13 protein-coding genes are annotated in these 13,698 nt (G+C 71.7%); 7 read left to right on the top strand and 6 right to left on the bottom strand.

From position 1 onward, the window contains the following. The first annotated feature begins 106 nt into the window (after window positions 1–106). The 7 genes from ACWGJY_RS07710 (at window position 107) to ACWGJY_RS07680 (ending at window position 6,101) form a co-directional block, all read left to right on the top strand. Complete coding sequence (locus tag ACWGJY_RS07710) at window positions 107–604, top strand: SigE family RNA polymerase sigma factor (RefSeq protein WP_453259992.1); 498 nt, start codon at window positions 107–109, stop codon at window positions 602–604. Continuing rightward, entirely contained in the window at window positions 597–1,031 is a 435-nt protein-coding gene (locus ACWGJY_RS07705) for a hypothetical protein (protein ID WP_453259875.1), read from the top strand. Before ACWGJY_RS07710 ends, ACWGJY_RS07705 begins: the two co-directional genes overlap by 8 nt. Before the next feature lie 169 nt (window positions 1,032–1,200). Beyond that, entirely contained in the window at window positions 1,201–2,508 is a 1,308-nt protein-coding gene (locus ACWGJY_RS07700) for a mannosyltransferase family protein (protein ID WP_453259874.1), read from the top strand. Window positions 2,509–2,655: 147 nt separating this feature from the next. Further along, a complete protein-coding gene (locus ACWGJY_RS07695) occupies window positions 2,656–3,429 on the top strand; it encodes a DUF72 domain-containing protein (protein ID WP_453259873.1) in 774 nt (257 codons plus the stop codon). A 61-nt stretch (window positions 3,430–3,490) separates the two neighbouring features. Further along, complete coding sequence (locus ACWGJY_RS07690; protein WP_453259872.1) at window positions 3,491–3,814, top strand: acylphosphatase; 324 nt, start codon at window positions 3,491–3,493, stop codon at window positions 3,812–3,814. 842 nt (window positions 3,815–4,656) lie between these two features. After that, on the top strand, window positions 4,657–5,394 hold the full coding sequence (locus ACWGJY_RS07685; RefSeq protein WP_453259871.1) for an LPXTG cell wall anchor domain-containing protein: 738 nt from the start codon (window positions 4,657–4,659) through the stop codon (window positions 5,392–5,394). Between the two features lie 110 nt (window positions 5,395–5,504). Next, window positions 5,505–6,101, top strand: coding sequence for a hypothetical protein (locus tag ACWGJY_RS07680; protein WP_453259870.1), 597 nt, complete (start codon window positions 5,505–5,507; stop codon window positions 6,099–6,101). Between the two features lie 113 nt (window positions 6,102–6,214). Here ACWGJY_RS07680 and ACWGJY_RS07675 read toward each other — a convergent pair whose 3' ends face one another. The 6 genes from ACWGJY_RS07675 to ACWGJY_RS07650 all read right to left on the bottom strand — a co-directional run bounded on the left by ACWGJY_RS07675 (window position 6,215) and on the right by ACWGJY_RS07650 (window position 13,641). Further along, window positions 6,215–7,243 (bottom strand): UDP-N-acetylmuramate dehydrogenase, encoded by a 1,029-nt coding sequence (locus ACWGJY_RS07675; protein WP_453259869.1) that lies wholly within the window; start codon window positions 7,241–7,243, stop codon window positions 6,215–6,217. Between the two features lie 290 nt (window positions 7,244–7,533). Next, window positions 7,534–8,865 carry a hypothetical protein gene (locus tag ACWGJY_RS07670; RefSeq protein ID WP_453259868.1) on the bottom strand — a complete coding sequence of 444 codons (1,332 nt, stop codon included), beginning with the start codon at window positions 8,863–8,865 and terminating at the stop codon, window positions 7,534–7,536. A gap of 287 nt (window positions 8,866–9,152) precedes the next feature. Then, on the bottom strand, window positions 9,153–10,409 hold the full coding sequence (locus ACWGJY_RS07665) for an MFS transporter (protein ID WP_453259867.1): 1,257 nt from the start codon (window positions 10,407–10,409) through the stop codon (window positions 9,153–9,155). 434 nt (window positions 10,410–10,843) lie between these two features. Beyond that, complete coding sequence (locus ACWGJY_RS07660; protein WP_453259866.1) at window positions 10,844–11,857, bottom strand: 2-hydroxyacid dehydrogenase; 1,014 nt, start codon at window positions 11,855–11,857, stop codon at window positions 10,844–10,846. Beyond that, window positions 11,854–13,023 (bottom strand): lactate 2-monooxygenase, encoded by a 1,170-nt coding sequence (locus tag ACWGJY_RS07655; protein ID WP_453259865.1) that lies wholly within the window; start codon window positions 13,021–13,023, stop codon window positions 11,854–11,856. Before ACWGJY_RS07655 ends, ACWGJY_RS07660 begins: the two co-directional genes overlap by 4 nt. A gap of 156 nt (window positions 13,024–13,179) precedes the next feature. Continuing rightward, entirely contained in the window at window positions 13,180–13,641 is a 462-nt protein-coding gene (locus tag ACWGJY_RS07650) for a MarR family winged helix-turn-helix transcriptional regulator (protein ID WP_453259864.1), read from the bottom strand. Window positions 13,642–13,698 lie beyond the last annotated feature (57 nt).

The following is a 13,698-nucleotide window of genomic DNA, read 5'->3' as shown; positions in this document are numbered from 1 at the left end:
GTGACCTGTGACGACCGTCACGCCGAGATCTTTGCATCCGGTGTCGACCGGATGCGGTGCGCCAGGCGTATGCCTGGTGAGACCGAAAAGATCCGGGGAGTGGCTGTTGACCGTCGAGGAGTTCGAAGAGTTTTACGCGCAGACGGTCGCCCGGCTGACCGGGCAGCTGTACGTGATGCTCGGCGATCAGCAAGAGGCGCAGGACGTGGTGCACGAGGCGTTCGTCAAAGGCTGGAGCCGACGACGCCAGCTCGACCGGAACCGTCAGCCCGAGGCGTGGATCCGCACAGTTGCCTGGCACCTGGCGGTGAGCCGGTGGCGCGTACGGCGCCGTACCGCGGATGCGTGGCAGCGTAGCGGCGCCCCGCCGCATGTCGAAGGCCCCGGCCCCGAGTCCGTGGCGCTGGTGGAGGCGCTGCGGCAGCTGCCGGCCAAGCAGCGCCGGACCATGGCGCTGCATTACGTGTGCGACCTGACCGTCGAACAGATCGCGGGGGAGACCGGGCTGTCCGCCAGCACCGTCAAGACGCATCTGGTCCGGGGCCGGACCGCACTCTCCCTTCGTCTGCAGGACCCGCGAATCGAGGAGGCCCCCGGTGCCTGAACCCCATGACCCGCTGCGGTCGTTGTTCGAGGAAGCCGCCTCCACCGGGCAGTCCCGTGCGTGCCCCGCACCGGTCTCGCTCGTCACCCGGAGCGGGGAGCGGGTGCGCCGGCGCCGGATCGCCGCGCTCGTCGTCGGCGCCTGCCTGGTCTTCGCCGGCACCGGCGCGGCCGCGGCCGCCCTCCTGCCCGGCGACTCGGACACCACCGTCCCTGCCGTCACCCCTTCTCCCTCCAAGCCGAGTCCCACGCCGACCTCCGCACCGACGTCGCCCCGCAGCACCTCTGCCGCGACGGATGTTCCTGTCCCCGGCCGTAGCTCGACGGGAGTGCCCACCACGTCGCTGCCCCGGAGCGGCCAGGGCGCCCAGGGCTCGTCCGCCACCCCCACGCACGGCACCCCTCCGTCCACCGACCCACCGCGCTGACCCGTCCCGGTCCACCGCCCCACCGCGCTGACCCGTCCCGGTCCACCGCCCCACCGCGCTGCCCCCTCCCCTCCCCTCCCCTCCCCACCCTGACCCGGTCCTCACCCTGACCCGGCGGTCCGGTCGCCGGGCGGTCCCGCACGCCCGAATCCCAGCAGGAGATCCCGCTATGCCCGTCTTGTCGCCACGCCTGCGCCGGAAGCAGCCGTCCCTCACCGCAGGCCCCGTTGCCGGACCGCAGCGGCGCCCGTCGCCGGCCCGCACCTCCGGCGCAGCGGCCACGGCCGACGCCCTCGACCGCTCTCATCCGCCCCGTCCGCGGCAGGCGGTCCGTGGCCGGCCACGTTTCGTCCCCGGGCCCGCGGACCGTGAGGTGCTGTGGCTGTATCTGCTGACCCGGGCGGGGATCTGGACCACCGCCTACTGCACCCGCTGGCTGTTCCCCGACGATCACAAGACCCCGCATGCCGCCGGACTCCTTGCGCCCTGGCAGCAGTGGGACTGGGGGCACTTCCTGCACATCGCCCGCGACGGCTACTTCCCCGGTCAGGCCGGGCCGTGGAGGAACGGCTGGGACAACAGAGAAGCCTTCTTCCCCGGCTTCCCACTTCTCGTGCGGGCCGTCCATACCGTCGTCCCGGACTGGGCCACCGCGGGTCTGCTGATCTCCTTTGTCTCCGGAGCCGTTGCCGTCCTGGCGCTCGCCCGGGTCGCCCGGCTGCATCTGCCCGACGAGAACGCCGGCCGGCGCGCCGTCCTCTTCCTTCTGCTCTCGCCGTGCGCGATATTCCTGGCGGCGGGCTACACCGAAGCGCTCTTCCTCGCGCTCGCCCTGCCGGCCTGGCTCGCCGCCCAGCGGCACAACTGGCCCGCCGCGGCCGGACTGGCCGCTCTGGCCACCACCGTTCGGGTCAGCGGCCTCTTTCTCGCCGCAGCCCTCGCCGTCCACTTCGCCGTCACCGTTCGCGGCCGTCGGCAGTGGCGGGCGCTGCCCTGGCTGGCGCTGCCCGCACTGCCGCCCGTCCTCTACAGCTGGTACCTGCAGATGCACACCGGCGACTGGATGGCCTGGCAGCATGCCGAAGAACGTGGCTGGTACCGCGACTTCCACACCCCCTGGGAAGCGTGGGGGAACACCTGGCATGCCGCCTTTGCGGAGTCACTGCCCACCGGGTACGCCCTGATGTCCCAGGCCGAGCTGCTCGCGATGATCGTCGGCATTCTGCTGGTCGGGGTGCTGGTCCGGCAGCGCCGCTGGCCGGAGGCTGCCTATGTCGGCCTCAGCCTGTGGGCACTGGGCACCTCGTACTGGTACACCTCCATACCCCGCGCCACGCTCCTGTGGTGGCCTCTGTGGATCCTGCTGGCCGCCTGGAGCCTGCGCAGGCCACGGTTCACCACGTGGTACCTCTGCCTCACGGCGCCGCTGATGACCGTCTTCGCGGTCACCTTCCTGTCCGGGAGATGGGCCGGTTGATTCGGCCTTCGGCCGGACTGGCCGCGACCCGGCGGGACTGGCCGCGCCCCGGCCGGACCGGCCGCGCCCCGGCGGGACCCGGCGCGACCCGGCGCGACCCGGCGGGAGGGGGATAGGCCCCGCCGCGGACCGGGCAGGGATACGGGCATGACCGTCCTCGTCGGAACCTCCGGCTGGCAGTACAAGGACTGGCGCGGTGTCCTCTACCCGCAGGAGCAGCCGCAGCGGCTGTGGCTGGAGGAGTACGCGCGGCAGTTCGCCACCGTCGAGAGCAACGCCGCCTTCTACCGGCTGCCCGAGGAGAAGACCTTCGCGGACTGGCGGGACCGCACCCCCGGCGGGTTCGTGATGGCCGTCAAGGCCAGTCGCTATCTGACCCACATCAAGCGGCTGCGCGATCCGCAGGAGCCGGTCGGGCGGCTGATGTCGCGCGCCGCCTGCCTGGGGCCGCGGCTCGGGCCCGTACTGCTCCAGCTGCCACCCACGCTGCGCGCGGACGCCGGGCTGCTGGACACCTGCCTCGGCTGCTTCCCCGCCGGCACGCGGGTGGCGGTCGAACCTCGCCACACCTCGTGGTGGACCACACAGATCCGTGCCGTGCTGGAGCGACGGGGCGCAGCCCTGTGCTGGGCGGACCGTGGCTCCCGGCCCGTGACGCCCCTCTGGCGGACCGCCGACTGGGGGTATCTGCGCTTCCACGGGGGCCGTGCGGCACCCGGGCCCCGCTACGGCAGGCAGGCGCTCACCACCTGGGCACGGCGGGTTGCCGGCACCTGGCCGGACCGGGCCGACGTCTACGCGTACTTCAACAACGATGCGGGCGGGGCGGCCGTCCTCGACGCCACCCACTTCGCCCGCGCCGCCGCGGCCGCCGGACGCTCCGTGAGCCGCACGCCGTCCGGGCGTGGCTCCGCCCGCTGACCACGCGGCCGGGATATATCTGCGCTCGTACCGCGGGGCGAGCAAACGAGGTGAGGCACGGATGATCCGCAGACGGGTGGTGGCCTCCGGAGACGTGCAGGGGGTGTTCTTCCGCGACACCTGCCGGCGTACGGCCGACGAGCTCGACGTGGCCGGCTGGGTGCGGAACCTTCCGGACGGGACGGTGGAGGCCGTGTTCGAGGGGGAGCCCGAGCGCGTACAGAAGCTGGTGGACTGGGCACACGAGGGTCCCGCGATGGCGACCGTCAACACCGTCACCGTCCATGAGGAAGAGCCGGAGGGGCTGACGGACTTTGAGATCCGGCCGACACCTGCCGGGTTCCAGGATCCGTCTTCAAACGGATCTTGCCCAGAGCAGGAGTGATGCGAGTGTGACCGCTGCTCGTAGGAGGTGGTGGTCTTCTCGTATCGGGTGGCGATACCGCGGAAGCCGCGAGAGCGGTGAGCCGTGTCCGCGATCACGTGGTCAGGTCGGCGGCGTGGCCCGTCCGGTGACGGCCCGCGGTATCAGCGGGGTGAGCAACGCCCATTCATCGTCAGGGAGTTCATGGCGGTATCACCCCACCACGATCCACCACTCGATGATCTTTGAAGACGGACCCTGACGGAAATCCCGGGATACCTCCCACCTCATGTGCCACTTCGGTGACTTGGGCATGCAACCGTTTCGCCATGCGAGTGGTCATGTAGGAGACGCAGGTGTGCGCATGTGCGCATGTCTGCGCGCGCACTCACGCACACCATGCGTCATGCACGGCCCGACCATGACGAACGTCAACCTGTGCCGCCCAGGCGGCACGTGGGATCCGAGAGGTCTGCTGGATGAAGATTCGCCGCGCCCTGACAGCCGCCGCAGCGGCTGCCGTGATAGCGCCCGCCGCCGTATTGGCCGCGCCCGCCGCCGCGTTAGCAACGGAGCCGGTGTCCGAAGCCGGTCCCCGCACGCCCGGCTCCCCCGGCTCCCCCGATGCCGCAACACCGGCGGAGCGGCCGGCGGATTCCGCAACGAGCGGCGGCGGAACGGGTAACCCGGACGAGCCGCGGCGTCCGGGCGAAGCCGCTGCCGGTGGCTCGGCATCCCAGGGCCGCGACGGGGCCGCCCGTCCCGCCTCAGGGAAGCCGCCGAAAGCCGCCGGGACCGCCGAAGGGACCACCGGCGCGGGTGCTGCCACCGGTGGAGGCAAGGACGCCGGCGATTCCGATGGTGTGGGTCAGTCCTGCGCGTTCGAGTCCGACCAGTTGCAGGCGGCCGTCCACGGGCTGCCGCCCCAGCTGGCTGCGGGCGGCGCCTGGACCCCCTTCTCCATGACGCTCACCAACACCACCGGCAAGCCCCTGGGGGAGGTCCAGCCCTTCCTGCTCGTGTCCTCCGCCGAAGATGTCGACCGGCCGTACTGGGAGCTGGAGACCGAGTACCGCGACGCCAAGACAGGGCGGTGGAAGACCTTCCACGACGCGACGCCCGACGGCCTGTTCGGCTCCTTTGCCGTCGGTCCGCACAGCACCCTCACGCTCCAACTGCGCACCCGCGTGGTCAAGGGCGCCAAGCCCGGCGCCGGGTACGCGCTCGCCGCCGGCGACTACCGCAACCGCGACGGCTCCTGTGGTTCGGCCAAGGAAGCCTGGTACGACTTCACCATCCTCCCCGCGGGTGCGAAGCCGACGCAGCCCCCGACCACCAAGCCGGGTGAGCCGGGCAAGCCGGGTGGCACGGCCGAGCCCGGCCAGAGTGCCGCGTCCGGCGGCGGTACGGGTGGTTCCGCTTCCGCCGGTGGCCTCAGCCCGCAGGGCGGCGCCCACCTCGCCTCGACCGGCTCCTCGTCCGCGCTCCCGGCGATCGCTCTCGCCGGCGGAGCCGCGATGGTGGTCGGGGCAGGTGCGGCCATCGGCGTGCGCCGCCGGAAGGGCGTGGCCGGTCCGGGCGCCACGGACGTCACCGCGTAAGCCCCACCATTTCTCCAAGAACCCGATAATCCAAGGATCCACGGCCTGAGAACTCGATGACACCGGAAACAAAGGCTCCAAGGGTCCGAAGAACCGGAAAAGAGATCTTCATGAAACTGCGCCGCGCCCTGTCGGTCTCCGCCGCGACGGCCGCCCTGCTCCCCGTGGCGATGGCCGCCGCGCCCGCCTCCCAGGCGGCCCCTGCCGCGGAAATCCCGAAGTGCTCCGACGTCAGCAACGGGCAGTACCCCGACAACGCCTTCGTGGGCCGCACGTTCGGCATACCCGAGTCGATCACTCTCGGCACTGACTGGACGACCTACACCGCCACGCTCACCAACGCCTCGGCGAAGGAGCTGAAGTCGTTCGAACTCAGCGCCAAGCTGGGCAGTTATGTCTACAACGAGGGCGAGCACGACCTGAGCCCGTACGGCGATCTGCAGTACTGGGACACCTCGCAGCGCGCCTGGAAGACGCTGCGCCAGGCCGATGGAAACGCCCGCGGCACCATCCCCGGCCCCAAGACGCTGAAGCCCCGCGAGTCCGTCCACGTGCAGCTGCGGTTCAGGGTGAGCAAAGACCTGCCCCTGGACCACGCGTACGACGCATTCACCGGCCTCACCGGCACCTCCGTCGACCGCTACGGCGACACGGAGTGCACGGCCCACGGCGACGCCGTCGGCCGTTTCTCCCCCAGCGAGGGCTGAAACCTGCGGGGAGGGCTGCCGCCGTCGCGGCCCGACGGCGGCAGCCCCCCCGGGGTCCGTCTTCCCACGGATCTTGCCCGGGAGAAGGCGCGCCTCCTGCCCGGCAGTCCGGTTCAAAGGATGTCGACTTCGGAGGTGAGCCGTACCCCGGTGCGACGCAGAACCTCCTGGAACACGATGTCGACCGCCCTGGTGAAATCGGCGGCAGTCGCCCCCTCCTCGGCGACCAGGGTGTAGTGCAGCGAGGAAATCCGTACGCCCGTGACGACCGGGCAGCCCAGCTCGAATCCGGCCTCCCGGATGAGCCAGCTCGCACTCACCCGGACCGAGCCGTCCGGGAAGCGGTTCACCGGGGCGTGACGCGCCCGCAGGCCGTCGGCCTGCGCGGGGGAGATCTCGGGGCTGAGGAACACACTGCCGACCGACCGGTCATCGGTGCCGCTGCAGCCCAGCACCATGCCCTTGCTCCGCCGGACGGTGAGCACCGCCTGAGCCACCTCGTCCAGGGGCACCCGGCTCCCGACCGGTACATCGAGTTCGGCGGCGACCGTCCGGTAGGTCACCGGTGCGCTCAACTGCGACCGGCGCAGCGCGAAGACCAGGCTCAGCAACGTCCATCGGCGGGAGCGTTTGAAGACGCTGGTGCGGTGGCCCAGTCCGCAGGCCGCGGCTTCCAGGGTGACCATACGGCGCAGCTTCCAGTCCCACGCCGTCACCTGCACCAAGGTGTCGGCGGTCTCCTGACCGTAGGCGCCGACATTCTGGACCGGTGTGGCACCGGCGGTCCCGGGGATGCCCACCAGCATCTCCATACCGGTGAGGCCCTCGGCGATGGCCGTATCGACCAGATCGGCGAGCAGATGACCGGCCTGGACCTCGACCAGCACCCGTCCGTCATCGGTGTTCCCGCCGATGCACACGCCCTTGGTGCTCATCCGCAGTACGGCGCTGTCGCATCCGGCGTCGCCGACCAGCACATTGCTTCCTTCGCCCAGGCAGACGGGCTCGCCGGGGAAGGCGTCCGCAAGCATCACGCACTCGGGGAAGTCCGCCGGGTCGTGCAGCTCGATGAGGGCCGCGGCCGGTCCTCCGATGCCCAGCGTGGTCATCGGGGCCAGCGGTACCTCGTGAGTGACTCGCATATGTTCCTTTCTCCTGGATGCCGTTCCGGGCCGGGGACTTGCCAACGGGGCGGTCGCGCGTGGTCGTGCGCGGTGGTGCAGGGCCGCACCTCAGTGTGTGACGACCAGGACGGGAGTGCGCACCACCGCACTGCCGGTGGATGCCGGCGGCCCGGCGAAGGCGTCACCACGGCACGGCGGCCGTGCTCCGGCCGGAGCCGTCGTCCGCCTTCCGCGCCGGTTCCTCGCCCGGACCACCGCGCTCCCGGCCCCGGCCGCCGGCCGGTCGTCCCCGCGCCGACCGGCTGCGCTCACCGGCACACCTCGGGGTTCACCGTCCGGCGCGCCGCCCGTACCCGGTCCGCTTCCAGCAGATCACCGGCCCGTTGCACGATCTCGCGCGCCACCGGACTGTCGTACCGCCCGAACCGCCGCCGCAGTGCCCTGAGCCGGGCGTGGGCGCGCTGTGAGGTGACGCTCTCGGCCAGGGCCAGCGCCTCCGCGGCGGCCTCCGCGGCACCGTCGACCTCCCGGTGCGCCAGCCGAGCCTCGGCCAGCGAGGTGCTGTGCAGCAGCAGATTGCGCGGCTGGCTGCCGCGCAGCAGGTCGATCCCGTGCGCGAGATGCCACTCCGCCCGCCGGGGACGCCCCAACTCCAGCCAGGCCCGCCCGGCATCGGCCACCATGACCGCAGGCGTGAGCCAATAGGCCCATGGCGGGTCGGACGACGGCCGGCCGGCCCGGCTGAGGTCGGCGGCCTCGTCCAGGGCCCGTTGACAGCCCGCCTCGTCGCCGAGAGCGGCATGGGCTCTGGCCTCGCGCGTGGCCAGCAGCGCCTGGCCGATGCCCATGTCGTCCTGCGCCGCCCCCTTGCGGGCGATGCGGATCAGCCGCAACGCCTCCTGTGACCGTCCGGCCCAGACGGCCCGGTAGCTCATACAGGAGATGATGTACGCGGCGAGCGGCCGGTCGCCGGCGGCACGTGCGGCGCTCAGGGCGGCCAGAAAGCGGGCATGGCTCAACTCGTCCATGCCCTGGTCGGCGGTCAGCCAGGCGGTGAGCTGGCCGAGTTCGGCGACGATCCGGTGCAGGCGCACGCCGGTCGTGGTGTCGTAGGAGCAGGTGCCGGCCAGCTTCTTCGCCCATTGGAGGTCCTGGAGCGCCCAGTCCAGTACGAGCCCGCTGCTGCAGCTGTCGTCCAACTGCCGCAGCTGCCGGATCCTGACGGTCAGCACATCGACGGCGACGTCCGGGACCTCGGCGCCGCGCGTCCGGCGGGGCGGCGGGGCGACGTCGGTCACCAGCCAGTCCACCGATGCGGTGACCGGATCCAGGGCGGCCGGCCGCGGGACGGGCGACACGGGGCGCCGCGGAGCGGGGATGCGCTGACACTGCGGTGCCGCGGCCGGGAAGCGTCCGGGCCACAGCGCTTCGACCGCGATGGACTCGCCGAGCTGGTCGGAAAGGATCTTGGCGACGATGTGCGGCAGCCGGCGCCTGGGACATGCGCCCTTCAGCCAGTTGTAGGGGGCCTTGCTGCTGATGGTGCCGTTGCCGCACCTCTTGTTGATCTCCCGGGCCAGCCGTTCCGGCGGCCAGGACAATCGCGCCAGGCAGGACGCTAAGACAGAGGTATCGGTCATCGACGGCGCACCTCGGCCGCGGCGGCACCCGGCGGAGAAGCGCTGGTGCCCGGGGCGGGACCGGGCGCTTCCGGCGACCGCCCGAGGCGGACTGCCGGCGCTGCGTCGGCTCGGCGCCGGGTCGGACCGACAGTGTGCATAGCTGCTTTCCACGCCCCCCTGCAGAGAACTGCCCGTCGGTACTAAGGGCTTCCCCGGAGCGGGGTGCCGAATCTGTGACGGCAGCCACAGCAACTGCCCATGCTGAGCAGGTGCGTTGACCCTGCACAAGGTGGCGGGGCAAGGTCTCAGACCCGCTGCGACTGCCGGGCCGGGGCGGAGTCCGGCACAGCAGCCCGGTGCAGCGCCGTCCAGTAGAGCGCGACCCCGACGCCCAGCACGGCGACCGCGAACAGGAACGGCGCGTCGAACGATCCGGTCACCTGGGCCAGCCGGCCGGTGAGCAGCACACCGCCCGCGGTGGCCGCCGTATTGAGGAAGTTCATCAGCCCGCTGACCGCCCCCACCGTCCCCGGCGGTGCGAGCAGCCCCGGCAGTCCCCAGGCGACCGGGGCGGCAATGGCCAGCCCCGCCAGGGAGAGGGACATCCAGAAGACGGCGGCACCGGGCGAGCCGGCACTGCCCGCGGCGCCGATCGTCGCGCCGAGCGCCAGCCCGCCCGTCAGCACGGTCTTGCGCACCGTCCACGCGTCGCGGCCCCGGCGCACCAGCCGGTCCACCAGCCAGCCGCCGACGACGAGTTCGGCCACCGTTGCCACCGCCCACGGGATCATCGAATAGAAGCCCGACTGCAGCAGCCGTACGCCGAACTGCCGCTGCAGGAACTCCGGCATCCAGGTCAGCACGATGTTGATGGTGTAGCCGTAACAGGCGAATCCGCAGGACAGGATCCAGATCCTGCCGGAGCGCAGCGCCGAGCGGAACTGCCGGGTCCCGCCCCGCTCGACATCGCGCGCCCCGCCCTCGAGGATGAACTCCCGCTCCGCCGGACGCAGCGCGCGGTACCCGGACGGGTCCCGGTAGCCCCACCACCACACGGCGGTGAACAGCACGCTGACCGCGGCGGTGAACAGGAATCCGGCCCGCCAGCCCCACTCGCTCATCACGAACGCCAGCACCGGGAACGCCACCATGTTGGCCAGCTTGGTCGCGCCGTCGAACATTGCCGTCGCCATACCGCGCTCCCCGAGGGGGAACCACGCCGCGGTCGCCTTGGAGGCGCCGACCATCGACGGCCCCTCCGCCACCCCGAGCAGCAGCCGTGCCGCGATGATCGGGCCGGTCCCGCCGGCCACCGCGGTCAGCAGACCGGCAACGGCCCATAACGCGGAGGCGATCCGGGTGAGCCGCGAGACGCCCAGGATGTCCACCAGCAGGCCGGCGGGTAACTGGACCAGGCAGTACGACCATGTGAAGGCCGACAGGACCACGCCGAGCTGCTGGAGATCCAGCCCGAAGTCATCGGCGATCGAGGAGCTCGCCACCGAAATCGCCGTGCGGTCGAGGAAGTTGACGAGTATGCCTCCGGCGAGCAGTCCACCCATCGCCCAACGGGTGCGTCCACGGGGTTCCACGAGCGTGAACCAGCCTTTCCTGGTGCTGCCGTCACGGAGCGCGGGACGGGCCTGGGATGCCTCGGTGAGGTCTCGCCGGAGCTTCCCGGCGCGCGGCCGGTGACGAACTGGCCGTGCAAGACAGGCCGTTGGGCGAGACGCTGACCATGGTGATCACACCTGAGGCCGGACCGGTACCGCATCCATGCGCCGAACAATGGCCGGAATGCGCGACCGAAGGGGAAACCGGAATGCGCGGCCGAAGGGGAAAGGGGGCACGGGGGCCGTGGGGTGGGGACCGGGACCGGGCGGGGTGGGGACCGGGAGCGGCGGGGCATCGATGCCCCCCCGCTCCCGCACGAGTACGGCCGGGCCGGTCGTGCGGGAGGCACCGGCTGCCCGATGGCGGCAGCCGGGGCGCGCCGTTACGAGACGATGTCCCGCAGCGGCTTGCCCTCCAGATGGCCGATGACGTTCTGCACGGCGGCCAGGGCGATACGGACCAGGGTCTCGCGGGTGACGCCCGCGACGTGCGGGGAGAGCACCACGTTCGGGGCCTTGAGCAGGCGCAGGGCGGCCGTGGGGGGCTCGGGGTCGAAAACATCGAGACCGGCACCAGCGAGAGTGCCGGCTGCCAGGGCGTTAGCAAGCGCGTCTTGGTCGATGAGGGCGCCGCGGGCCGTGTTGATCACGAACGCGGTGGGCTTGAGGAGGGCCAGGCGCTCGGCGTCGAGGAGGCTGCGGGTGGTGTCGGTGAGCGGGGCGTGCAGGGTGATGTAGTCGGAGGTGCGCAGCAGTTCGTCGAGGCTCAGATGTCGGGCGCCGCCGAGGCGGGCCGCGGTCTCCGGTGCGACCGGCTTCGGCCCGGCATAGACGATGTCCATGTCGAACGCGACGGCACGGCGGGCGACTTCCTCGCCGATGTGGCCCAGGCCGACGATGCCCAGGGTCTTGCCGGACAGCTCGGTGAGGGACTGCTGCAGGCGCGGCAGCGCCCAGTCGGCCTCGACAAGGGCCGTATGGGCCGGGACCAGCTGCTTGGCCAGGGCCAGCATCAGGGCGAAGGTCTGCTCGGCGACGTTCTGTTTCTCCGCGCCGCTGGAGCCGATGTTGCAGACCGGGATTCCCCGTGCGCGGGCCGCGTCCAGGTCGACGTAGTCGAAGCCGTGGCTGGCGCACTGGACGAGTTCCAGGGACGGGGCGGCGGCGAGATGCCCGGCGGTGACCGGAGCGAGGCCGGTGATGAGGAGCTGCGCGTCGCGCAGGGCCGCCGGGTCCTCGTCGGTCGTCTCGACGACGGTGACCCGGGTCTGCCCGGGGAAGAGGCCGGACAGCGCGGCTCCGGCGGCGCGGCCACCGACGTGCGGCGAGACGACGGCGAGGACGTTGCGCACGGTGTGCGGCGCCGGGCTGGGGGACGGGGCCGGCGTGGTGGTCATACGGATTCCTCGATGAGGTCGTCGGCGGACAGGGTGGCCGGGCGGGAGTGCCCGGACAGTGCGAGGGTCAGGTCCAGCTCGGCGAGCAGACAGCGGATGACATGCTCGACGCCCGCCTGGCCGTCGAGGCCGAGCCCATAGGCGTACGGGCGGCCCACCAGCACCGACTTCGCGCCCAGGGCCAGCGCCTTGACGATGTCGTCGCCGGTGCGGATGCCGCTGTCGAAGAGCACGGTGAGCCGGCCGGCCGCCGCCTCGGCGACCCGGGGCAGGGCATCGGCGGCGGCGACGGAGCCGGCCACCTGGCGGCCGCCGTGGTTGGAGACGACCACACCGTCCATGCCGGCCTCGGCGGCCCGCAGGGCGTCCTGTGGGTGCACGATGCCCTTGAGTACGATCGGGCCGTCCCAGTTCTCGCGCAGGAACGCCAGGTCCGGCCAGGTCTTGGCGGGGTCGGCGAACATCCCCAGGAAGTGCATGACGGCCGCGTTCGGGTCCTCGTGGACCGGCTTGGCGAGCCCCGCCCGGAACGCGGGGTCGGTGAAGTAGTTGGCGGTGCCCACACCGTGCAGGAACGGCAGGTACGCCTGGTCGAGATCGCGTGGCCGCCAGGCGAGGAGCGGGGTGTCGAGCGTGACGAACAGCGCGGTGTATCCGGCCGCTTTCGCCCGGCTCAGAAAGCTCCTGGTGACCTCCCGGTCCTTGGCCCAGTACAGCTGGAACCACCGCTCCCCGTCGCCCATCGCCTCGGCGACCTCTTCCATGGGGGTGCTGGAGGCGGAGGACAGGATGTACGGCACGCCCTGCGCCGCGGCGGCCCGCGCGGCAGCCGGCTCGGCGTCCGGATGCATGATCGACAACACGCCCACCGGCGCCAGCGCGAGCGGCGCGGGCAGCGCCCGCCCCAACACCTCCACGGACAGATCGCGTTCGTGCACCTCACGGAGCATCCGCGGAACGATCCGCCGGCGGTGCAGTGCCGCACGATTGGCGTCGGCGGTGCTGCCGGTGCCCGCGCTGCCCGCCACATAACCGACCGGACCGGGCCCGAGGCGCTGCTCGGCGAGCTGCTCCAGCCGCGTCAGATCGGTCGGCAGCCGCGGTACGGCGCCTGTCATGCCGTGGAGATAGATCTCGTACTGGAAGTCCGCCCAGTGCTTCGCCATCCGTACGTTCCGCCTCTCGTCGCTGAGACTGCGTGTTCACCCGAGATCCTGGCGACAGTGACCACACCCGTCCACCGCGGTGCGCACAACACGCGGGTGCAAGCGCCGGCAGCTTCGCCCGAACCACCATGATGTGCAAGGCGGTCCCCGCCGGTCTCAGCCGTGCTTGTCGGCCTTCAGCTTCCGCCACACCGTGCTCAGTGCTTCCAGGTCCTCCTGGTCGAGGAGATCGGTGAACACCGGGGCCAGGCAGGAGCGGCGGGTGGCTTCGGCCTCCTCGAAGAGCCGGCGTCCTTCCGGGGTCAGGGACACCTCGACGGAGCGTGCGTCATGCGCGGAGGGGGTGCGGGCGACCAGCCCGCGGCTCTGGAGGGCGTCCACGACGCGGGAGACCTGGCTGCGGCTGAGCATGGTGCTGTTGCCGAGCACGGAGGCCGGGACCGGGTCGGGGCTGGAGGCGAGCCAGAACAGCACCTCGAACCAGGAGACCGGCAGATCGTGGGCCTTGGTCAGGGCGCGGTCCACGCGTTCGGTGAGGACGGTTCCGGCCCAGACCAGCCCGTAGAAAGCGTGGTCGGCCACGGGCATCTCGGCCTGGGTGAGCTTCCTTTTCGCCATGCGGCAAGGCTACCGGTTGCGTGTGTGCGCACATGATGCTTATGGTGTGTGTACACG

Source organism: Streptomyces sp. NPDC054765 (genome assembly GCF_053612065.1).
The sequence above is the reverse complement of the archived record's forward strand: the minus strand, read 5'-3'. Positions and strand labels throughout refer to the sequence as shown.